Origin of the sequence: Streptomyces sp. NPDC052496 (assembly GCF_040679095.1) — a bacterium.
In the GTDB taxonomy this organism is placed as follows: Bacteria; Actinomycetota; Actinomycetes; order Streptomycetales; family Streptomycetaceae; genus Streptomyces.
Map to the genome: position 1 here is coordinate 122,110 of NZ_JBFAUH010000002.1, position 21,105 is coordinate 143,214.

Annotated in this window: 17 protein-coding genes; 9 read left to right on the plus strand and 8 right to left on the minus strand. The window is 72.3% G+C overall.

Annotated features, from left to right (window positions below; genetic code table 11):
- The first annotated feature begins 7 nt into the window (after positions 1-7).
- Positions 8-1,042, plus strand: a complete 1,035-nt coding sequence (locus AB0L45_RS03995) for an ABC transporter ATP-binding protein (RefSeq protein ID WP_365835841.1) — start codon at positions 8-10, stop codon at positions 1,040-1,042.
- Positions 1,039-2,091 carry a dipeptide ABC transporter ATP-binding protein gene (locus AB0L45_RS04000; RefSeq protein WP_365835843.1) on the plus strand — a complete coding sequence of 351 codons (1,053 nt, stop codon included), beginning with the start codon at positions 1,039-1,041 and terminating at the stop codon, positions 2,089-2,091. Before AB0L45_RS03995 ends, AB0L45_RS04000 begins: the two co-directional genes overlap by 4 nt.
- A 27-nt stretch (positions 2,092-2,118) precedes the next feature.
- Here AB0L45_RS04000 and AB0L45_RS04005 read toward each other — a convergent pair whose 3' ends face one another.
- The 6 genes from AB0L45_RS04005 to AB0L45_RS04030 form a co-directional block, all read right to left on the minus strand.
- Positions 2,119-3,117, minus strand: a complete 999-nt coding sequence (locus AB0L45_RS04005; protein WP_365835845.1) for a phospholipase — start codon at positions 3,115-3,117, stop codon at positions 2,119-2,121.
- Positions 3,118-3,245: 128 nt separating this feature from the next.
- Entirely contained in the window at positions 3,246-4,400 is a 1,155-nt protein-coding gene (locus tag AB0L45_RS04010) for a dipeptide ABC transporter ATP-binding protein (protein ID WP_365835847.1), read from the minus strand.
- Positions 4,401-4,417: 17 nt separating this feature from the next.
- A complete protein-coding gene (locus AB0L45_RS04015) occupies positions 4,418-5,479 on the minus strand; it encodes an ABC transporter ATP-binding protein (RefSeq protein ID WP_365835849.1) in 1,062 nt (353 codons plus the stop codon).
- Between the two features lie 10 nt (positions 5,480-5,489).
- Positions 5,490-6,467, minus strand: coding sequence for an ABC transporter permease (locus AB0L45_RS04020; protein WP_365835850.1), 978 nt, complete (start codon positions 6,465-6,467; stop codon positions 5,490-5,492).
- Between the two features lie 129 nt (positions 6,468-6,596).
- Positions 6,597-8,399 (minus strand): ABC transporter substrate-binding protein, encoded by a 1,803-nt coding sequence (locus AB0L45_RS04025; protein ID WP_365835852.1) that lies wholly within the window; start codon positions 8,397-8,399, stop codon positions 6,597-6,599.
- 89 nt (positions 8,400-8,488) lie between these two features.
- Positions 8,489-9,520 carry an ABC transporter permease gene (locus tag AB0L45_RS04030; protein WP_365835854.1) on the minus strand — a complete coding sequence of 344 codons (1,032 nt, stop codon included), beginning with the start codon at positions 9,518-9,520 and terminating at the stop codon, positions 8,489-8,491.
- Positions 9,521-9,966: 446 nt separating this feature from the next.
- Between AB0L45_RS04030 and AB0L45_RS04035 the strand changes: the two genes are divergently transcribed.
- Positions 9,967-10,956 (plus strand): hypothetical protein, encoded by a 990-nt coding sequence (locus AB0L45_RS04035; protein WP_365835856.1) that lies wholly within the window; start codon positions 9,967-9,969, stop codon positions 10,954-10,956.
- 15 nt (positions 10,957-10,971) lie between these two features.
- On the opposite strand, the gene AB0L45_RS04040 is transcribed toward AB0L45_RS04035, so the two are convergent.
- Complete coding sequence (locus AB0L45_RS04040; protein WP_365835858.1) at positions 10,972-13,137, minus strand: prolyl oligopeptidase family serine peptidase; 2,166 nt, start codon at positions 13,135-13,137, stop codon at positions 10,972-10,974.
- Positions 13,138-13,370: 233 nt separating this feature from the next.
- Between AB0L45_RS04040 and AB0L45_RS04045 the strand changes: the two genes are divergently transcribed.
- From AB0L45_RS04045 to AB0L45_RS04065, 5 genes are all read left to right on the plus strand, one after another.
- Positions 13,371-13,565, plus strand: coding sequence for a hypothetical protein (locus tag AB0L45_RS04045; RefSeq protein ID WP_365835861.1), 195 nt, complete (start codon positions 13,371-13,373; stop codon positions 13,563-13,565).
- A gap of 137 nt (positions 13,566-13,702) precedes the next feature.
- Positions 13,703-14,641: an N-acetyl-1-D-myo-inositol-2-amino-2-deoxy-alpha-D-glucopyranoside deacetylase gene (mshB, locus tag AB0L45_RS04050; RefSeq protein ID WP_365835863.1), complete on the plus strand. Its 939-nt coding sequence runs from the start codon at positions 13,703-13,705 to the stop codon at positions 14,639-14,641.
- Positions 14,638-15,249 (plus strand): DUF6113 family protein, encoded by a 612-nt coding sequence (locus AB0L45_RS04055; protein ID WP_365835864.1) that lies wholly within the window; start codon positions 14,638-14,640, stop codon positions 15,247-15,249. The genes mshB and AB0L45_RS04055 overlap by 4 nt, the downstream gene beginning before the upstream one ends.
- A gap of 539 nt (positions 15,250-15,788) precedes the next feature.
- A complete protein-coding gene (locus AB0L45_RS04060) occupies positions 15,789-17,651 on the plus strand; it encodes a hypothetical protein (RefSeq protein ID WP_365835866.1) in 1,863 nt (620 codons plus the stop codon).
- A gap of 394 nt (positions 17,652-18,045) precedes the next feature.
- Entirely contained in the window at positions 18,046-19,233 is a 1,188-nt protein-coding gene (locus tag AB0L45_RS04065; RefSeq protein WP_365835868.1) for a serine hydrolase domain-containing protein, read from the plus strand.
- Between the two features lie 39 nt (positions 19,234-19,272).
- Here AB0L45_RS04065 and AB0L45_RS04070 read toward each other — a convergent pair whose 3' ends face one another.
- Positions 19,273-20,064: a glucose 1-dehydrogenase gene (locus tag AB0L45_RS04070; protein WP_365835869.1), complete on the minus strand. Its 792-nt coding sequence runs from the start codon at positions 20,062-20,064 to the stop codon at positions 19,273-19,275.
- Between the two features lie 88 nt (positions 20,065-20,152).
- Between AB0L45_RS04070 and AB0L45_RS04075 the strand changes: the two genes are divergently transcribed.
- Positions 20,153-21,013, plus strand: a complete 861-nt coding sequence (locus AB0L45_RS04075; protein WP_365835871.1) for a helix-turn-helix transcriptional regulator — start codon at positions 20,153-20,155, stop codon at positions 21,011-21,013.
- The last annotated feature ends 92 nt before the right edge of the window (positions 21,014-21,105 follow it).

Below are 21,105 nucleotides of genomic sequence, written 5' to 3' on the forward strand. Positions count from 1 at the left end.
ACGGTGGATGACGGCTGACGGGACGCGGCAGGCCGCCGGGGCGGACGGCGGCACCCTGCTGGAGGTACGCGACCTGAAGGTGGAGTTCCGGACCAGGGACGGGGTGGCGCACGCGGTCAACGGGGTCAGTTACCGGGTGGGCGCGGGCGAGACGCTGGCCGTGCTGGGGGAGTCCGGGTCGGGCAAGTCGGTGACCGCGCAGGCCGTCCTGGGCATCCTGGACACCCCGCCCGGGCACATCACCGGCGGCGAGATCCTCTTCCACGGGCGTGACCTGCTGCGGATGGGCGCCGAGGAGCGGCGCCGGATCCGGGGCACCGGGCTGGCGATGATCTTCCAGGACGCGCTGTCGGCGCTCAATCCGGTGCTGAGCGTGGGGGCCCAGCTCGGCGAGATGTTCGAGGTGCACCGGGGCATGTCCCGCAAGGAGGCGCGCGGCTGCGCGGCCGAGCTGATGGACCGGGTGCGCATCCCGGCGGCCAGGAGCCGGGTGGGCGACTATCCGCACCAGTTCAGCGGCGGGATGCGCCAGCGCATCATGATCGCGATGGCGCTGGCCCTCGGCCCCGACCTGATCATCGCGGACGAGCCGACGACGGCGCTCGACGTGACGGTGCAGGCCCAGGTCATGGACCTGCTGGCGGAGCTCCAGCGGGAGTACGCGATGGGGCTCGTGCTGATCACCCACGACCTGGGCGTGGTCGCGGACGTGGCCGACACGATCGCGGTGATGTACGCGGGCCGGATCGTGGAGACCGCCCCCGTGCACGACCTCTACCGGGCGCCCGCGCACCCGTACACCCGCGGCCTGCTGGACTCCATCCCGCGCCTGGACCAGAAGGGCCGCGAACTGTACGCGATCAAGGGCCTGCCGCCCAGCCTGACCGCCATCCCGCCGGGCTGCCCCTTCCACCCGCGCTGCCCCAAGGCACGGGACGTCTGCCGTACGGACCGGCCGCCGCTCTACGACGTGGCACCGGGCCGGGCCAGCGCCTGCCACTTCTGGGAGGAGACCGTCAGTGAGGGAGGAGACCGCCCGTGAGCGCTGAGGCGGACGTCCGCGCCGCAGAGCCCGTCCTGGACGTACGGGACCTGGCCAAGCACTACCCGCTGACGCGCGGCGTCGTACTGCGCAAGCAGGTCGGCTCGGTCAAGGCGGTGGACACCGTCTCGTTCGTGCTGCGCAAGGGCGAGACGCTGGGGATCGTGGGGGAGTCCGGCTGCGGCAAGTCGACGGTCGCCAAGCTGCTGGTCGGGCTGGAGCAGCCGACGGGCGGCCGGATCCTGTACCGGGGCGAGGACATCACCCGGCTGTCGGGGCGCGCGCTGAAGGCCGTACGGCGCAACATCCAGATGGTGTTCCAGGACCCGTACACCTCGCTGAACCCGCGGATGACGGTCGGCGACATCATCGGCGAGCCGTACGAGATCCACCCGGAGGCGGCCCCGAAGGGCGACCGGCGCAGGAAGGTCCAGGACCTGCTGGACGTCGTCGGGCTCAACCCGGAGTACATCAACCGCTATCCGCACCAGTTCTCCGGCGGCCAGCGCCAGCGCATCGGCATCGCCCGCGGCCTGGCGCTGCGCCCGGAGGTGATCGTGGCGGACGAGCCGGTCTCCGCGCTGGACGTGTCGGTGCAGGCCCAGGTCGTCAATCTGCTGGAGCGTCTCCAGGACGAGTTCGACCTGTCGTACGTCTTCATCGCGCACGACCTGTCGGTCGTGCGGCACATCTCCGACCGGGTCGCCGTGATGTACCTCGGCCGCTTCGTCGAGGTCGGTACGGAGGAGGAGATCTACGGCCACCCGACGCACCCGTACACCCAGGCCCTGCTGTCCGCCGTCCCCGTACCGGACCCGGACGCGCGCGACCGGCGCGAACGCATCCTGCTGAGCGGTGACGTGCCCTCACCGGCCGACCCGCCGTCCGGCTGCCGCTTCCGCACCCGCTGCTGGAAGGCGCGGGAGCGGTGCGCGCTGGAGGTGCCGGCGCTCGCGGTGCCGGAGGGGTTCGAGGAGGTGTCGGGCCCGGCCCGGCACGCCTCGGCGTGCCACTTCGCGGAGGAACGGCAGGTCGTGCCGGGCGGGTGACGGGACGGGCCGGTCGCGGCTCCGGTGTCAGCTGCCGAACGGTACGTCGCCGGTCGTGGCCATGCGCCGCTCGGCCGGGTGCCCGGCGACGTAACCGGTGACGGCGGACAGCGCTTCGCGCACCGAGGACTCGTCGGTGCCGCAGCCGCCGCGCCACTTGGACGTGCCGTCCGGGTAGCAGGCGGCCCGCAGCCCGTAGATGAGGCCGTCGGCGTCGGCACCGCCGGAAGCGTACGGCGCCAGCAGCCTGGCGGCGTTCTTCGCGTCGCCCGTACCGACCGTCCAGCCGGCCGTCGAGGCGAGTTCCCTGCGGTCCCGGGCCCGCGAACCGGCCTGGAGTTCTGAAGTGATCCTGCGGGTGCCGAGCGAGATGCTGAAGAGGCCCTTGTCCATCACGCGCTGGTCAGCGGGAATGCGCGCGCCGTACGTCGCGAAGGTCTTCGCCACGTCCTTCGCGTTCCCGCTGAGCCCGACCCCCTCGACCGGCCGCAGACCGCCGGACGTGATGTCCTTCCAGCCGGTGCCGCCCTCGGTGCCGTAGAACCCGTACAGCACCCGGACGCCCTGCTTCTCGACGGTGCGGCGGGCCAGGTCGCGCAGCGCCGCGACCGAACAGTGCCGCCACTTCGCGTCGTCGCTGCGGCAGTGGTCCGGGTTCTTGATGTCCAGCCACACGAAGGTGACGTTCCGGCCCTCGGCGCGGCGCTGGGCGATGCGCCGGAGCATGGCCTCCATCGGGTCACCGGCGCTGGTAGGAGTGCCGTCGTGATCCGCCCACCAGCCCTTCTTCCAGGCGGTGGCGTCGATCTCGACGGCGTTGGCGCCGTGCCGCAGCGCCGTGTCCACGCCGTCCGCGGTCAGCACCCGGTGGGCTATCGCGTAGGTGGGGCGCGGCGCCGCAGGGTGCGGTGCGGCGGCAGCGACGGCCGGGGTGGCCGCGCAGAGGAGCGTCAGGGCCCCGGTGGCGGCCAGGAGGGGGACGCGGGTGCGGGTCCGGGCCGGAAAGCGGTGAGCCATGTGGGTCATCTGTCCTTTGGTGGATCCAGTGCGTCCTCGGCGCCTGCCCAGGACGGCTGGTCCGACACCCACGGCGGGTCCGGCACCCACGGCTGACCCGACGCCAAGGGACGCGGGGCCGCCGGGGATCCGGCCGGTCAGGCAGTCCCGTCGGCCGCCTCCGTACCGGGTACCGCGTCCTCGATCGCCGCCAGCGCCGGGTCCAGCACGATGTCCTCGTCCCGCGCCGCCGTCGTGGGCTCCTCCGGGAAGTGGCACGCCGTCAGGTGCCCGCTCACATTGCCGGTGAGCTGCACCAGCGGCGGCTCCTCGGCGGCGCACTTGTCGCGCGCCTTCCAGCAGCGGGTGCGGAAGCGGCAGCCGGACGGCGGGTTGATCGGGGACGGGACGTCGCCGGCCAGCCGGATGCGTTCCCGGCCGTCCGCCTCCTCCTGCGCGTCCAGCAACCGCGCCTCCGGTACGGCGGAGAGCAGCGCGTGGGTGTACGGGTGGCGGGGGCGCCGGTAGATCGAGTCCCGGTCGCCGACCTCGACGATCTTGCCCAGGTACATCACCGCGACCCGCTGGCTGAAGTGCCGCACGATCGCCAGGTCGTGCGCGATGAACAGGAACGCGATGTTCAGTTCCCGCTGCAACTCCTGGAGCAGGTTGACCACTTGGGCCTGGATGGAGACGTCCAGCGCGGAGACCGGCTCGTCCGCGACGATCAGCTTCGGCTCCAGCGCGAGCGCGCGGGCGACGCCGATGCGCTGGCGCTGGCCGCCGGAGAACTCGTGCGGGAAGCGGTTGTAGTGCTCCGGGTTGAGGCCGACGATCTCCAGGAGCTCGCGCACCCGCTTCTCCCGGCCGCCTTCCGGGGCGATGCCGTTGATCTCCATGGGGCCGCCGATGATGGTGCCGACGGTCTGCCGCGGGTTCAGCGACGAGTACGGGTCCTGGAAGATCATCTGGATCTCGGAGCGGACCGGCGCCAGCTCCTTGCGCCCGGCGTGGCTGATGTCCCGGCCCCGGTACGTGATCGTGCCGGCGGTCGGCTCCAGCAGCCGGGTCAGCAGCCGCCCGGTGGTGGACTTGCCGCAGCCCGACTCGCCGACCAGGCCGAACGTCTCACCGCTGTGCACGGTCAGATCGATGCCGTCGACCGCCTGCACCGCGCCCACCCGGCGCTTGAACGGGAACCCGGCCATGATCGGGAAGTGTTTGGTCAGGCCCTTCGCGGTCAGCAGCACCTCGCCGGGCTCGGCGGCGGCCGGACGGGGAGCGGGCACGATGACGTCTTCGGGTGCGCTCATGGTCGTCGCTTCGCTTCCTAGCCCAGCCGGGGCTTGATCTGCTCGGTGAACAGGGTGTGTTTCTGCTCGGGGCTCAGGTGGCAGGCCGCCGCCCGGCCGGGCGCCAGCGCCGGCCGCTCGTCCTGGCAGCGGGTGCCGCCGACTTCGGAGACGAAGGCGCAGCGCGGGTGGAAGGGGCAGCCCGACGGCGGCGCGAGCAGGCTCGGGGGCGTGCCCGGGATCGGCGTCAGCGGCTCCTCGACGCTCGCCGACAGCCGCGGCATCGAGCCCAGCAGGCCCCAGGTGTACGGGTGCTGCGGCGCGGTGAGGATCTCCTTGACGGTGCCGCGTTCGACGGCCCGCCCGGCGTACATCACCAGCAGTTCGTCGGCGGTGTTGGCGACCACGCCCAGGTCGTGGGTGATCAGGATGATCGCCGAGCCGAACTCCTGCTGGAGGTCCTTGAGCAGGTCCAGGATCTGTGCCTGTACGGTCACGTCCAGCGCGGTGGTCGGCTCGTCGGCGATCAGCAGCGACGGGTTGCACACCAGCGCCATGGCGATCATGGCGCGCTGCCGCATCCCGCCGGAGAACTGGTGCGGGTAATCGTCCACCCGCAGCGTCGGCTGCGGGATGCCGACCTTCTGCAGCATCTCGATGGCGCGCTGCCGCCCCTCGCGCTTGGTCGCGCCGGTGTGCTTGACGAACGGTTCGGCGATCTGCCGGCCCACGGTGTAGTACGGCGACAGCGCCGTCAGCGGGTCCTGGAAAATCATCGCCATCTTGTTGCCGCGCAGCTTCTCCAGGTCCTTCTCCCGGGCGCCGGTCAGCTCGTCGCCGTCCAGCAGGATCTCGCCGGTGATCGTCGTGTAGTTGGGGCTGTGCAGGCCCAGGACGGCGAGGTTGGTGACCGACTTGCCGGAGCCGGACTCGCCGACGATGCCGAGCGTGCGGCCGCGCTCCAGGTCGAAGGAGAGGTCGTCGACCGCCTTGACGACGCCGTCCTCGGTGGCGAACCGCACGTACAGGTCGCGTACCGACAGGAACGGGCCTGAGGTGGCCGGGCCCGGCGCGCCCGCGGGCTGGGTGAGTGTGGACACGGGGCCTCTCCTAGGACAGCCGCACGCGCGGGTCGATGAACGCGTAGCAGGCGTCCACCACGATGTTGAACAGGATGATGAAGGTCGCGGCGAACAGCATCACGCCCATGGTCATGGGCAGGTCGGTGTTCTGCACCGACTTCACGGCGAGGGTGCCCAGGCCCGGCAGCGCGAAGGTGTACTCGGTGATCATCGCGCCGCCGAAGAGGGAGCCCAGGTCGATGCCGAAAATGGTGACGATGGGAATCAGCGAACCGCGCCAGGCGTAGCGGAAGAAGACCGTACGGGACGCCATTCCCTTGGCCTTGGCGGTCCGTACGTGGTCCTCCTGGAGCTGTTCGATCATCGACGAGCGGGCCATACGGGTGTACTGCGCGGTGAAGATGACGGACAGCACGCACCACGGAATGATCAGCCCCAGGAACCAGCCCACGGGATCGTCCAGCAGCGGCACGTATTTCGGCTGACCGAACCAGCCGAGGTTGTAGACCAGCAGGGCGAGCACGATCGGCCCGATGAAATAGATCTGCATCGAGGAGAGCACCAGCGACGACGAGCTGAAAATCTTGTCGATGAGCTTTCCCTGTTTCCAGGCGGCGATCATGCCGGTGCCGACACCGACGCCCAGGAACACCGCGGCGGCGCCGATGGTCAGCGACACGGTGGTCGGGAACCGGTCCACGATCGTGTCCCAGACGGGATCACCATTGGCGAAGGAATAGCCGAAGCAGGGGGCCGAGCAGTGGCCCACGGCGAAATCCCGCCCGGTGACGATGCCGGACATGAATTCCCAGTACTGGACCGGTACCGGCTTGTCGAGCCCGAGATTCTTGTGGATCACTGCGATGGCGTCGGGCGTGCAGTTCTTTCCGCAGGCCAGCAGCGCGGGATCCCGGGGGGCGGCGAAGAAGAGGAAGAACGTGAACGCGCTGATGATCAGCAGGATCACGATCGCGCCGAGGGACCGGCGGAAGAGAAAACGCAGCATGGCGGTCGCAGCTCTCTTGGGCAGCCAGAGGGTCGGTGGTGCGCCGGGCCGGTGTGCCCGCCCGGGACGGCGGACACACCGGGCGCGTACGGCGCACGGCGTGCGGCCGGCGCCGGGGCGCCGGCTGCGTCACTTCTTCACATACATCTTGGTCGGGTCGACGGAGCTGATGATGTCGTTGTTGACGACCCCGCCGACCTTGGACCCGTGGAGCTGGACCTGCTTGTAGTAGAAGGTCGGCAGCTGCGGCAGGTCCTCCTTGAGGATCTTCTCGCCGAGTGCGAACCAGTCCTGGGCCGCCTGCTTCTGGTCGGTCAGCTGGGAGATCCGGTCGATCTCCTTGTTGACCGCGGGGTTGTTGTAGTGCGAGTAGTTCGGCGCGTTGTCCTGGATCTGGCGGCCGTCGTAGACCGGCGGGATCACGGTCAGCGCGCTGGGCCAGTCGGCGCCCCACGCGGACGGGTAGATGTCGAACTGGTTGTCGACCTTGCCGATGATGTCGTAGTACGTGTCCGACGGCAGGTCCTTGTTCTGCACGTTGAACCCGGCCTTGCGCAGGTTGTCGGCGACCGCGACCGAGTACTTCTGCGGCTCCGGCGCGTTGGTGTACGCGAAGGTCAGCTTCATGCCGACCTTGCCGGCCTCCTTGAGCAGCTGCTTGGCCTTCTCCACGTCGCCCATCGGCTTCTTGAGCTTGCCGTACGGGTCGATGTCCTTGTGGCCGGTGAGCGTCGGGCTGATGTAGCTGCCCGCCAGCTCGCCGCCGCCCGGCGTGCCGTACGCGTCCAGGATGGCCTGGATGGGCAGCGCGTAGGCGATGGCCTCGCGGACCTTCTTGTCCTTCAGGCGCTTCATGTTGAAGTTCATGGCGCCGACGTAGGGCTGGTAGCCGGAGGTGGAGCGCTTCTTGACGTCCGGGGTGCCGGCGACCTGCTGGAGGCTGGCGGCGTCGACCTGGTTGTTGAAGCTGACGGCCGTCTGGTTGTCGGCGCTGTCGGACATCAGCCGCTGCGTCGAGTCGGGGTAGGAGACGCCGAACTGGATGTCGAACTTGTCGACGTACTGGTGCCGGGTGATGTCCGTGTCCGGATCCCAGTTGGGGTTCTTGACCAGCGACATGCCCTTGCCGGACTTGAACGACCCCGGCGCGATCTTGTACGGCCCGGAGGAGACCGGCGCCTTGTCGTACCGCTCCTTGGTGTCGCCCTGCTCCGGCACGACGGCGTACCCGGCCATGGCCAGCGCGTACGGCAGGTCACCGACCGGCTTCTTGAAGTGGAAGCGGATGGTGCTCTCGTCGGGGGTCTCCAGCACGCTGTCGGGCAGGTGCTTGCCGCCGTACGGGCCGCCCGGTAGCAGCTTGCGGTACTCGTTGCCCTCCGCGTCGGCCAGCCAGCGCTGGACGTACGTCGGGCCGTTGGAGATGAAGTTCGCGAACTGCCGCTCGAAGGTGTGCCGGATGTCCTTGGACGTGATCGGCCGGCCGTTCTCGAACTTCACGCCCTTCTTCAGGGTGTACGTCCAGGTCCGGCCGCCGTCGGTGGACTTGCCGCTGTCCGTGGCCAGGTCGCCGACGACCGTGTACTTCCCGTCGTTGTCCAGGTGGTAGGAGGTCAGGCGGCGGAAGATCAGGGTGGAGAGGGTGCCCTCGTCGCTGACGTAGATCTGCGCCGGGTCCAGGTGGTCGTAGGTGTCGCGCTGGTAGACCTTGATCGTTCCGCCGGGTGTCGCGCCGGGCACCGGCTCGGCCGGCCCGGTGGACGCCTTGGCGTCGCCGAAGGCGATCTGGGCGCGCTGGCTCTCGGCCTTCTTGCGGCCCTGGTCGTCCTCCGCCCCCTGGCCGGCGCCGCTGCTGCAGGCGGTCAGGACCAGTGCCCCCGCGGACAGCGCCACGACCGTGGCGCGCGCTCTGTGCGTACGGAGTGTCTTCATGGTGGTGGATGCACCTGCCTGTCGTAGATCCGTGGCCGCTGCCTGACGTGTGCGGTGCTGGGGTGGCAGCACCCCCCGTGGAACACGGTTCACCGGGCGCGCTTCGGGTCGAAGGCGTCCCGGACGGAATCCCCGAGGAGGTTGAACGCGACGATGAAGAGCACCATCGCGATGCCGGGGAAGAACAAGTACGTGATGTCGTTGCGGTAGTACTCGGCCGCGTTGGCGAACATCCGGCCCCAGTCGGGGGTGGGCTCGACCAGGCCGACACCGAGGAAGGACAGGCCCGCGATCGAGGTGACGAAGTTGGGCAGCATGTACGTCGTCTGCACCAGGATCGGCGTCATGACGTTGGGCAGCAGCTCACGCCGGATGATGCGGGCCGGGGAGGCCCCGCTGACCTTGGCGGCGTCGACGAACTCGCGCTCGCGCAGCGACAGCACGGTGCCGCGCAGCAGCCGGGCCAGGCTCATCCAGCCCAGGAACCACAGCACCAGGATCAGGATGAGACAGCGCATCCAGGTCGCCATCGCGTCCTCGGGGGCCACGAAGATCGCGCCGACCACGGGGACGAACGCGACGAAGAAGAGCTGGTTGGGAAAGGCCATCAGCAGGTCGATGATCCGGCCGATGAAGTAGTCGACCCGGCCGCCGAAGTATCCCGCGGCCACTCCCATGACGATGGCCGTGAGTACCGATACCAGGGTGATGGCCACCGAGAGGTAAAGGGTGGTCCGGATGCCGTAGACAAGTTGCATGAACACGTCACGGCCGAGGGTCGGTTCGATTCCGAACCAGAATTCCGAGGAGATGCCTCCGTTGGGCTGTGCCGGATATCCGTTCACCAGCAGACCCGGGGTGATCTGCCCGTACCGGGTGTACGGATCCTTGCCGTACAGCTTGGAGATCAGCGGGGCGAGCAGGCCGATCAAGAAGAACGCCAGCACGACGAATCCGCTGATCACTCCGGTCCGGTCGCGCTTGAACCTGATCCACATCAATTGGCCGGGGGAACGGCCGACCAGTTCCCCGCCCTTGCGGTCCTTGACTTTCCGCAGCCCTTCGGGTCCGAGTCCGGAGGGATCGGTCTGCGTCACCGCGGTCTGGGACGGACTGGTCATCGCGAAGTTCCCCCGCACCGAGTTCACTTGCAACTGGAAGCGGAGCTGATTCGCACCGCTGGTTGAGCGGACTTTGGCAAGGTATTTATGGCCCAGTCAAGAGGACGGCGAACGCTCGCTCGCACGGTGTCCGCTTCTTGAGCGAAGATTGCGCAGATTGACGCCACGGCGTGCTTGACAGTGGTGCGCGGCGTACGGCATGAGCGACATATCGTGCCCAACGTCCGTAACAGCGAGGCAACTTGACTGTCGTCACGCCGATATACGGACGCGTCATACTCGACAGCGTACGGCCGTGCGGGTGCCGTGTGCCGGCCGGGGTGGCCCTGCGACCGCCCCGGCCGGGCGCCGCCCGGAGCGCCGCCCGCCGTCTGCTTCCGCACGGTTGTCCCGGTGCGGCGAGTGGAGTAGACCTGTCCGGGCGGGGGCAGGGGGTGGGCCACGTCATGGGGCGGAGAAGGGCTCGCGCGCGCGGGGTCGGCGGGTTCGGCGCGCTGTTGTGCCTGCTGCTCGCGCTGCTGAGCGCCGGATGGATCACCCGTGACCTGCTCGTCGCGCAACGCCCGTCGGACGTCTGGGAGTTGTGGTCGGGTGCGGCGGTTCGGCCGGCGGACGCCGTGGTCCGGGCGACCTCGCTGCTCGATCCGGTGCTGGGGCTCGGCTGCCTGGCCGCGGTGGTGGCGGTGTTGCGGCGCTCACCGTCCGCGCCGTGCGGGCTGAGTGCGGTGGCGGCCGTGACGCTGCTGTTCCGGGCGCCGCCCCTGTGGGGCCTCGGCGGCGGGCTCTCCGGGGCGGGGCGCCAGGTCCGGGAGTGGGCGCTGGTCTCGGCCGGTGCCGCCCTTGTGGTGAGCGTACTTCTGCTGATCGCCGCCTCGGCCGGGCGCAGTGGCGCGGACCGCCGCGCGACCCGCCTGCGTCCCGTGCCCGCGGTGGTGGCCGTGCTGCTGCTGGGGGGTGCCGGACTGGTGCTGGCGGCCTGGCAGGCGTTTTTCGTACGGGAGTTGGGGTGGCGCGCGTACTGGGACAACCTCGTCGGTGACGGTGACGCGCACCGGGCGCTTCTGGAGCCGCCGGCCAACTGGTTCCTGCTGTCCCTCGCGCTGCTGGCCCTCGTGTCGGCCGTCGGGGCGGCCCGGCGCGCACCGTCCGTACGGCCCCTGGGCCTGCTGACCGCGGCACTGTTGCTGGCGCACGGCGCCGCGGTGCTCTCCGCCGAGCAGCGCGCGGGGCTGCTCGGCCACCTCCGCGCGCTGGCCACACGTACGCAACTGGACGCCGCCACCGCCGCGTTCACCGCTCTGGCCGGACTCCTGGTGCTGCTGGCGCTGTCCCGTCCGGCGGCCGAGGCGGCCGGGCCGCGCGGACCCGTGGGCGGGCAGCTGCCGCCGGGCTACGCGCCGCCGCCCCCGCCCTCGAACCTCCCGCCGAACTGGTGAAGCCGCCCGAACGGATCAGCCGACCTCCAAGGCCCGCTTCAGGAAGTCGACTTGCAGCAGCAGGAGGTTTTCGGCCACCTGTTCCTGCGGCGTCATGTGCGTGACGCCCGACAGCGGCAGCACCTCGTGCGGCCGGCCCGCCGCCAGCAGCGCGGAGGACAGCCGCAGGCTGTGCGCCACGACCACGTTGTCGTCCGCCAGACCGTGCACGATCATCATCGGCCGGTGCTGCTCCGCGGCGCCCACCAGGCCCTCGTCACCGACCAGGGAATTCGCCGTGTAGAGCGCCGGATCCTCGTTCGGGTCGCCCAGATACCGCTCCGTGTAGTGGGTGTCGTACAGCCGCTGGTCGGTGACCGGGGCGCCCACGACCGCCGCGTGGAAGACGTCGGGCCGGCGCAGCGCCGCCAGCCCGGCCAGGTAGCCGCCGAAGGACCAGCCCCGGATCGCGACCCGGCCCAGGTCCAGCGGGAAGCGGTCGGCGAGCCCGTGCAGCGCGTCCACCTGGTCCTGGAGGACCACTGCCGCCAGGTCCCGGTGGATCGCCTTCTCCCATGCGGGGGAGCGGCCCGGGGTGCCCCGCCCGTCCGCGACGACCACCGCGAAACCCTGGTCGGCGAACCACTGCGACGTCAGGTGCGCGTTGTGCGCGGCCACCACCCGCTGCCCGTGCGGACCGCCGTACGGGTCCATCAGCACCGGCAGCGGCCCGTCCCCCTCCTCGTAATCAGTCGGCAGCAGCACCGCGCAGGGAATCCGCCGCTCACCGGACAGGACCAGCCGCGGGCTGGTGGAGAGCACCGGCACCTCGGCGTACGAGCCGACCGCGGCCAGCCACGTCTCGCCGCCGTCCGCCTCCAGGCGCACCACCTCCGTCTGCGCCCCCGGCCGCTCCAGACACGCGTGCGAGAGCACCGTCACGGCGCCGCCGCGCACCGCGGAGGACACCGACGGGTACGGGCGCCGCCCGATCCGCTCCCAGCCGCCCTGGTCGCCGCTGCCCCGGTACCAGGCCCGGTACACGCCGATGTCGTGCAGGTCCTCGCCGCTCGCCGAGAACAGCACGTCGTCCTCGCCGATGTCCAGCACGGCCCGTACGTGCAGCGGCGCCGCCGTCAGCGCCCGGTCGCCGACGAAGAGCCGGCGCGCCCCGCCCTCGTCCGCGACGCGCACCAGGCGCCCGTCCGGCGTCCAGGCGGGCGACCCGGTGGCCAGCTCCACCCACCGGGCGTCCTCGTCGGCGTGCACAGTGGTGGTGGCGCCGGTCTTGGTGTCGACCGTCAGGTAGCGCTGGGCGCGCTGGTCGCGGCTCTGTACGAGGAGGAGGGGCGGGCCCGCCGCCGACCAGTGCACGCGCGCCAGGTACGGATAGCGCTCGTGGTCCCACGTCACGTCCGTGCGCGAGCCGTCCAGGCCGAGCAGGGCCAGGCCCACGGACGCGTTGGGGGTACCGGCCGCCGGGTAGGCGACCTGGGCCGGCTCGCGGTCCGGGTGGGCGGGGTCGGCGATCCACCACCGCCGTACGGGGGAACCGTCGACGCGCGCGGCCAGGACGCGGTCGCTGTCCGGGGACCACCAGAAGCCGCGGTGGCGGCCCATCTCCTCGGCCGCGACGAACTCCGCGAGGCCCCAGGTGACGTCCGGGCCGTCCGGCTCGGCGAGCGGACGGTCGCCCGGTGTGCCGTCCCCGCCCGCCGGTCCGGCGTCGGCCGGTACGACCCGCAGCCGGCCCTGGGAGACGTACGCGACGTGCCGCCCGTCGGGTGACGGGCGCGGGTCCACCACCGGGCCCGGCACGGCCAGTTCGCGGGCGGTCCCGGCACGCAGCTCGGCGGTGAACAGGCGGCCCGAGAGGGTGAAGGCGGCCAGCTCCACCGCGGCGTCCACGGCGTAACCCACCACACCGGACGACCCTTCGCGCGTACGTTCCCGCCGGGCCCGCTCCTCGGGCGGCAGTTCCTCGTCGGCGCCGGCGAGCAGCGCCGCCGGGTCGGCGGCGGCGTACTCCCGCCCCTCGTCGAGATCCAGTACCCACAGCAGCTGCGCGCGGTCGGTGCCCGTACGGGAGCGGAGGAAGGCGACACGCGAGCCGTCCGGTGCCACCGCGAAGCCGCGCGGTGCGCCCAGCGAGAAGCGCTGGGTACGGGCGTGTTGCCGGGGGAAGGAGAGCTGTCCGGTCATGCGGAGGAGCCTACGGGGCCGCGTCCCGCCCGGGGCCGCACTCGCGATGATCGCGTGCGCCCCCGTTCTGCTCCCGTGCACCGACATATGCGCGAGCGTGGAAAGTTATGATCCCCTCCGCGGAGTGGGTATGGGAGTGGAGCGTGACCGCCCCGTGCCCGCGGGGCCGTCACCCGTCGGCCCCGCGTCGTCCCAACGCTGTCCGGACCGTGCGTACTTGGAGGTGAGCCGCCGTGGCACTGACGATTTCGGCGGTGGTGCTGCTGGCGATCATCGTCTTCCTGCTCGTCAAGAAGTCCGGGCTGAAGCTGGGGCACGCACTGGTGTGCATGCTGCTCGGCTTCTACCTGGCCAGTTCGTCGATCGCCCCGACCATCAAGCAGCTGACGACGAATGTCGCCGGGATGCTGGGGGGCATCAAGTTCTAGGGGGCGCCCCTCGGGCTGCCCCGGGCCCGCCGCCGGGCCCCGCGTACGGGCGCTGAGCGCACCCGCCGGCCAGGGGAGAGCCGGGCGGGCCGGATCGGGATGCAGGGTCGCGGCCGCCCGGCTCGTACGCTGTCTCCATGACCGACCTTCCCGCCCGCCGGCTGCTGCTCGTGCACGCGCACCCGGACGACGAGTCCATCAACAATGGCGCCACGATGGCCAAGTACGCGGGCGAAGGAGCCCTGGTCACGCTCGTGACCTGCACCCGCGGCGAAGAGGGCGAGGTCATCCCGCCGGACCTGGCCCACCTCGCGCCCGACCGGGACGACACCCTGGGCCCGTACCGCGTCGAGGAGCTGGCCACCGCCATGGCGGCGCTCGGCGTCACCGACCACCGCTTCCTGGGCGGCGCGGGCCGCTACCGCGACTCCGGGATGATGGGCGCGCCGCAGAACGCGCGGCCGGGCGCCTTCTGGCAGGCCGGCCTGGACGAGGCCGCCGGCCACCTGGTCGCCGTCGTCCGCGAGGTACGGCCGCAGGTGCTGATCACCTACGACGACAACGGCGGATACGGCCACCCCGACCACATCAAGGCGCACCGCGTCGCCATGCGCGCCGCTGACCTCGCCGCCGACCCGGACTTCCGCCCCGAGCTGGGTGCGCCGCACCGGATCAGCAAGATCTACTGGAACCGCACCCCGCGCCCGGTGGCCGAGGAGGGCTTCGCGCGGCTGCGCGCCGCGGGACCGTCCTTCCCCGGCGTCGGCGCGGTGGAGGACGTGCCGGGGGTGGTGGCCGACGCCGTGGTGACCACCGTGATCGAGGGCGGTGAGCGGTACGGGGCCGCGAAGGCGGCGGCGATGCGGGCGCACGCCACGCAGATCGCCGTCGAGGGCCCCTTCTTCGCGCTCTCCAACGGCCTGGGCCAGCCCCTGTTCGCGACCGAGTACTACCAGCTCGTACGGGGCAGATCCGGCGCCGCGGAGGGGGAGCGCGAGGACGACCTCTTCGCGGGCGTGCCGGACGACGAGGGGGACGGGGAGCGTACCGAGGACGAGAAGGAGAACGCGGTATGAGCGGCGCGAAGAAGCGCACCAGGGCCACGGCGGGCGGCGCGGCGCCGAAGGCGGGCGCGTCGGCGGCTGCCGGGGGCGGCCGGGGCGGTCAGGGTGGCCGGAGCGGTCAGGGCGCGGCCAAGGCGGGTGCCGGGGCGGCCGGGGCCGGGAAGGCGGGCGGTGCGACGCCGGCCGGGAAGACGGGTGCCGGGAGGCCGGGGGCCGGGGGCGGGGCGGGCACGAGTGGTCTCGCCGCGCCGCTGAGTCCCGGGCGGGTGGCCGCGTACGTCCTGCTGTTCCTCCTCGGCGGCGTGGTGGCGACCGCGGGCGGGCTCGTCCAGGCGGCGTGGTTCCCCGGCGGGCTGCTGCTGGCGCTGGCGGCGGCCGGCGGCCTCTTCTACGGGGGCGCGCTGGCGCTCGGCCGGACGGGCGGCGTGCTGGCGCCGGGCGCGGGCTGGCTGGTGACCGTGATCCTGCTGAGCGACGCGCGTCCCGAGGGTGACTTCCTCTTCGGCGCCGGCCTGGGCACGTACGTCTTCCTCATCGGCGGCATCGTGCTGGCTGTGATCTGTGCCACCGGGACGCAGATGCGGGCCAACGGTGCGCAAGCCGCCCGACTTGGCAAGTAAGCACCGGCCCCAATGATCATTTTCAGGGCCGCGCGGTGGTCCGGGAGCAGGGCGTCGTCCTGCTCCCGGGGAGTCCGCCGACGGCGGCCAGTATGGTGGTGCGCGCCGCCGAGCCGCCCAAGCACCGTACTGACGAGCGGCGGAGCCAACCGGGAGAACCTGCTTTGAGTCGTGAATCTGACAGTTCGTCCTCCGGCGCCCAGGGGCGCGGCGGTGCCGCGTACCCGTCGGGGACACCGCCGTACGGAACGCCTCGGTCCGAGGCGGACGATGCAGTGCCGGCCGACGCCGCGGCGAAGCCGGAGGAGCCGAAGACCGAGACCACGCTGACCACGCGGATCAAGATCAACATTCCGGGATCCCGTCCCATCCCGCCGGTCGTCGTGCGCAAGCCGGTCGGTGAGGAGTCCGGGACGGGCGGGGCCGGCGGCTCCGGGCCGTCCGGTACGTCGCCCGGGGGGACCGGCGCGTCCGGTGGGTCTGGTGCGGCCGGCGGCTCCGGTACGTCCGGTGCCTCTGGTGTGTCCGGCGTATCCGGTTTGCCTGTCCGGGGTGCGTCCGGTGCGTCCGGTGCGGGGTCGGCCAGGTCCGCCGGAACTGCCGGGTCTGCCGGGTCCGAGCGCACCGGCAGCACGCGCAGGCCCGACGCGGGTGGCGACGGCGCCAAGAGCGCCCCGGCCGAGAAGACCAGCGACTGGTTCTCGCCCCGGAAGCCGACGACGGCCGCCGCCGGTTCCGCGTCCGCGCCGTCCGCCGGGGCCGCGGCGTCCTCCGCGCCCAAGGCGTCACCGGACGGCCAGGCCCCCGCGGCGCCGCAGGACGGGACCGGCGGGTCGCAGCAGCGCCCGGACCTGCCGTACTTCTCCGACGCGCCCGCGCAGGGCGGCGGCTCGCCGTTCGACGCGGCCCCGTCGCCGTTCGACGCGCCCGCCGGTGCGTTCGACGGGCCCGCGGGGCAGGGCGGCGCGAGCCCGTTCGACACGCCCGCCGGCACCGGCTCCGGCCGGGACGCCGGCCGCGGCGGCCCGAGCGGTCCGACGACCGGCCCGGCCACCGGCGACTCGGCCTTCGACCTGCCCAGCGGTTTCCACACTCCCGGAGCTCCGGGCACCCCGGGTGCTCCGGGCGCTCCGGGCGCGAACGGCGGCCCCGGCATGACCGACGACACCGCGGTGCTCACCCCGCAGCCCCCCGCCCCGCCCGCCGGACCCGGTGGCGGCAGCGGCATCGGCGTCACGGGCGGCATCGCGGGCGGCGCGCCCACCGGCTCCGGCCGGCCCGGCAGCGGCGACCAGCTCTCCAGCGACACCCTGGTCAGCGGCGTCCCGACGGTTCCCGCCGACGCCGCCCCGGCGCCCGGCGGAGGCTTCCCGTCCAGACCGGGCGCGGGCAAGGACGCCCCGGCCCCGCCGCGCAAGAAGATCCCCGAGCCGATAAACCCGAAGAAGAAGGGCCGCAACAAGGTCGTTCTGCTCGGCGTGGCCGTCGTCTTCCTGGCGGGTGTCGCGTACGGCGCGGGGCTGCTGCTCGACCACGCGGACGTGCCCAACGGCACCACCGCGCTGGGCGTGGACATCGGCGGCGCCACGAAGGAAGAGGCCGTCAAGAAGCTCGACGCGGCCGTCAGCAAGACGCGCAACGAGCCGCTGAAGCTCACCGTGGACGGCAAGGAGCAGACGCTCGTGCCGGCCAAGGCCGGACTGAACATCGACACCCAGGCCACCGTCCGGGACGCCTCCGGGCGCGACTACAACCCGGTCTCCGTCATCAGCTCGCTGTTCGGCGGCACGCGGACGGCCCAGCCGGCGATGGTCACCGACGACGAGAAGCTGGATGTCGCGCTCAGGGCGGTGGCCGGTTCGGCGGGTGCCGCCAAGGACGGCAGCATCACCTTCGAGAACGGCAAGGCCGTCCCGCACTACGGCGCGCCCTACAAGGCGGTCGACGTCAAGGCGTCCAAGAGCAAGATCGAGCAGGCGTACCTGGAGCGGGCCACCACCGGCAAGAACTCCCCGGTGGTGCTGGCCGCCGTCGAGCAGCAGCCGAAGGCGGGCAAGGCGGAGGTCGACCGGGCCCTGAAGGAGATGGCCGAGCCGGCCGTCTCCGGGTGGGTCTACCTGTCGGCGGGCGGCGTCGAGGTGCCGTTCAGCCAGCGCTCCATCGGTGAGCTGCTGTCCTTCAAGGCCGCTCCCGACGGCACGCTCCAGCCGGTCATAGACCTCGCCAAGCTGGAGGAGAAGTACGGTCACGCCTTCGACAACGTGATGATCGACGGCGGTGCCGGCAAGGTGAAGATGACCCCGCAGCACGCCGCCGCGGCGATGCAGCAGGCCCTCAGGAAGCCCGCACCGCCCGCCCCCCAGAAACGCGTCGCCACGGTCGAGGGCGCGACGAGGGGCTGACCCGACCGCTTGCCGGGCCCGCCCGGAACGACAACGAACCGGTCCCGTACGACGGTACGGGGCCGGTTCGTCGTGCCGGGGGTGGAGCGACGGTGCGGCGTTGGCTCGTCGTGTCGGCTGCGGTGCGACGGTACGGTGTCGGTTCGTCGTGTCGGCTGCGGTGCGACGGTACGGTGTCGGTTCGTCGCGTCGGCTGCGGTGCGACGGGACGGGCGCGGTGCGACGGGACGGGTCAGGTTCGTCGTGTCGGGCGCGGTGCGACGCTACGGGCTCGTCTCGACGTACCGGGCGCGGTGCGACGCTACGGGTACGTGGCGGCCCCTGACTTTCGTCGAGCGCGGCCCTTTGCTTTCGTCGGTACTGCGCTGCGCCGGGACGCCATAGCGTCCCGGCCATGACCTCCATAACCGGCCGGTGGGCCGGAACCACCACCCGCGCCACCGCTCTGGCCCTGGCCGTGGCGGCCCTCCTCGCCACCGGGCCGGCCGCCGACGCCGCGGCGCCTCCGCATCACCCGGACCCCCACCAGCCGACCCGGCAAGCGCTGCGGGACGTGGTGGAGAAGGGCGGCCTGCCCGGGGTCGCCGCCGAGGCCAGGGACGGGCGCGGCCGGTGGTTCGGCTCGGCCGGGTACGCGGACACGGCCACGCGCCGCCAGCGGACCCCCGCCGACCACTTCCGCGCCGCCAGCATCACGAAGGTCTTCCTCGCCACCGTCCTCCTCCAGCTGGCGGAGGAGGGCGTGCTCGGCCTGGACGACACCGTCGAGAAGTGGCTGCCGGGCCTCGTCCGCGGCAACGGCAACGACGGCCGCGCCATCCGGCTGCGGCAGCTGCTGAACCACACGAGCGGGCTCGGCAACTACACCGCCGACCCCGAGTTCGTCCGCCGCGCCTCCGGCCCCGGCTTCCCGCGGCACCGCTACGACACCCACCACCCCGCCGACCTGGTGGCCCTCGCCATGAAGCAGCCCCCGCACAGCGCACCGGGCAAGGCGCTGTACAGCAACACCCATTACGTACTCGTCGGCATGGTCGTCGAAAAGGCGACCGGCCGCCCGTACGCCCAGGAGGTCCAGCGGCGCATCCTGACGCCCCTGAAGCTGCGGCAGACCTCCTTCCCCGGCCTGGACCCCCGGATGCCGCTGCCCCACCCCACCGCCTACTCGCGGCTGCGGCAGAAGGAGCCCGACGCGCCGGTCGTGGACGCCACCGAGCAGAACATGTCGTGGCTCGGCGCGGCGGGCGAGGCCATCTCCACCACCGGCGACCTGAACACCTTCTTCCGGGCCCTGTCCCGAGGGCAGCTGCTGGGCCCGGCCGCGACCCGCGCCATGTTCACCACCGTGCCCGCGGAGACCGGGGGCTTCCGGTACGGGCTCGGCATCGAGGCGGTCACCCTGTCCTGCGGGGTGACCGTGGTGGGCAAGACGGGCCGCACCAACGGCTCCGTCTCCGGGGTCGTCGGCACCCGGGACGGCGGCCACCAGCTGACGTTCAACATCAACGGTGACTGGCTGGGCGACGCCTCCTCGTACGTGGGGGTGGTGGAAGCCGAGTTCTGCGGCGCGCGGAAGGGGTGAGGAGGGGGCGTACCCGGGCCGGCGCGCCGCGGGCCCCGCTCAGGCGCACATCCCCCCGTCGACCCGGAGCACCGTACCGGTGACGTACGAGGCGCGGTCGCTGAGCAGCCAGGCGGCGGCCTGCGCGATCTCCTCCGGTTCGGCGGCGCGGCCCAGCGGTGTCCGGGCGTTGAGCTGCTCGATGGTGCCGGGGGACCGCGCGTCCCACTCGTACAGCATCTCGGTGAGCGTGGTGCCGGGCGCGACGGCGTTGACGCGGATGCCCTCCGGGCCGTACGTGACGGCAGCCGACTCGGTGAGGCTGTTGACCGCCCGCTTCGCCGCCCCGTAGACGGGCAGTTGGGGGTTGCCCGCGAGGCTGCCGACGCTGGAGGTGTTGACGATCGCGCCGCGCCCCGCGGTGGCGCGGATGGCGGCGACCTCGGCGGTCATGGCCAGCCACGGTCCCTTGAAGTTCACAGCGCTGACAGCGTCGAACCCGTCCTCCGGCATCTGGTCCATCGGGCCGGGCGGCTGTCCCGTCGCACCGTTGTTGAAGGCCACGTCGAGCCGGCCGTACAGCTCCACGGCCCGGCCGACGGCGGCCCGGACGCTCGCCGCGTCGGCCAGGTCGCACACCACGTGGTCCGCGGTCCCGCCGGCCGCCCGGATCTCCTCGGCCACCGCCTTGAGCTGGGCCTCCGTACGTGAGGCGAGGAGCACCCTGGCGCCCTCCCGGGCGAACAGCCGCGCCGCGGCGGCGCCGATGCCGCGGCCGGCCCCGGTGATGACGGCGACCTTGCCGGTGAGCAGGCCGGATGTGGTGGTGGACGGGTTCGGTGCGTTGTTCATGCCGACGAGCCTGGGCCCGGCGGCCCCGCTCAGCCAGGCACCGGCAGTACCTGGCTGAGCCGCCCGGCGCCCGCGCACACTGGGGGGCGTGGACCGACACGTACGACGAGAACTCGGCGACTTCCTGCGCACCAGGCGCGAGCGCATCACCCCGGCCGACGTGGGGCTGCCCGCGGGAACCCGCCGCCGCACCCCGGGGCTGCGCCGCGAGGAGGTGGCGCAGCTGGCGTTCATCTCGTCCGAGTACTACACGCGGCTGGAGCAGGGCCGCGGCCCGCAGCCGTCCCGCGAGGTGCTGGCCCAGCTAGCCCGGGCGCTGCGCCTGTCGGACGCCGAGCGCGACCACCTCCACCATCTCGCCGGCTCGCCGCCCGGGCCCCCTCCGGGGCCGTCGCGGGAGGTACGGCAGAGCATCGTCGACCTGCTGCGGCGGCTGCCGGAGGCCGCGGCGATCGTCCTCTCGGCGACGTACGAGGTCATCGCCTGGAACGACCTGGCCGCCGCGCTGATGGAGGACTTCTCCGCCCTCCCGCGCCGGGACCGCAACCTCGTCCGGCGCGCCTTCCTGGGGCCGCACCCGCACGGCCGGCGGCTGTACGGCGTCTCCGACGCGGACGCGTTCGCCCGGACCGCGGCGCAGCAACTGCGCGCCACCGCGGCCCGTTACCCCGCCGACCCGGAGGTGACCGGACTGATCGAGGAACTGCTGGCCGGCAGCGAGGAATTCGCCCGGCTCTGGGCCGCCCACGACGTGGCCGCCCGGCCCACCCTCTGCAAGACGTTCGACCACCCCCTCGTCGGCCCCCTCAGCGTCAGCTGCGACGTCCTGGACATCGCCGACCGGGACCAGCGCGTCGCCATCTACACCGCCGCGCCCGGCTCGCCGTCGGCAGAGGCCCTGCGGCTGCTGTCGGTGATCGGCACACAGCGGATGAGCGTGCCCGGCTGACCCCGCGCGCACGAGGAACCTCACGCACACCAGGAACCCCACACGCACGAGGAACCCCACACGCACGAGGAACCCCACGCGCAAGGAACCGC

Coding starts and splice junctions, on each gene's coding strand:
- AB0L45_RS04020 (WP_365835850.1), bottom strand. CDS start 6,467: ATGCTGCGTTTTCTCTTCCGCCGGTCCCTCGGCGCGATCGTGATCCTG.
- AB0L45_RS04055 (WP_365835864.1), top strand. CDS start 14,638: ATGAGCGGCGCGAAGAAGCGCACCAGGGCCACGGCGGGCGGCGCGGCG.
- AB0L45_RS04030 (WP_365835854.1), bottom strand. CDS start 9,520: ATGACCAGTCCGTCCCAGACCGCGGTGACGCAGACCGATCCCTCCGGA.
- mshB (WP_365835863.1), top strand. CDS start 13,703: ATGACCGACCTTCCCGCCCGCCGGCTGCTGCTCGTGCACGCGCACCCG.
- AB0L45_RS04005 (WP_365835845.1), bottom strand. CDS start 3,117: ATGACCCACATGGCTCACCGCTTTCCGGCCCGGACCCGCACCCGCGTC.
- AB0L45_RS04065 (WP_365835868.1), top strand. CDS start 18,046: ATGACCTCCATAACCGGCCGGTGGGCCGGAACCACCACCCGCGCCACC.
- AB0L45_RS04070 (WP_365835869.1), bottom strand. CDS start 20,064: ATGAACAACGCACCGAACCCGTCCACCACCACATCCGGCCTGCTCACC.
- AB0L45_RS04035 (WP_365835856.1), top strand. CDS start 9,967: ATGGGGCGGAGAAGGGCTCGCGCGCGCGGGGTCGGCGGGTTCGGCGCG.
- AB0L45_RS03995 (WP_365835841.1), top strand. CDS start 8: ATGACGGCTGACGGGACGCGGCAGGCCGCCGGGGCGGACGGCGGCACC.
- AB0L45_RS04010 (WP_365835847.1), bottom strand. CDS start 4,400: ATGAGCGCACCCGAAGACGTCATCGTGCCCGCTCCCCGTCCGGCCGCC.
- AB0L45_RS04025 (WP_365835852.1), bottom strand. CDS start 8,399: ATGAAGACACTCCGTACGCACAGAGCGCGCGCCACGGTCGTGGCGCTG.
- AB0L45_RS04040 (WP_365835858.1), bottom strand. CDS start 13,137: ATGACCGGACAGCTCTCCTTCCCCCGGCAACACGCCCGTACCCAGCGC.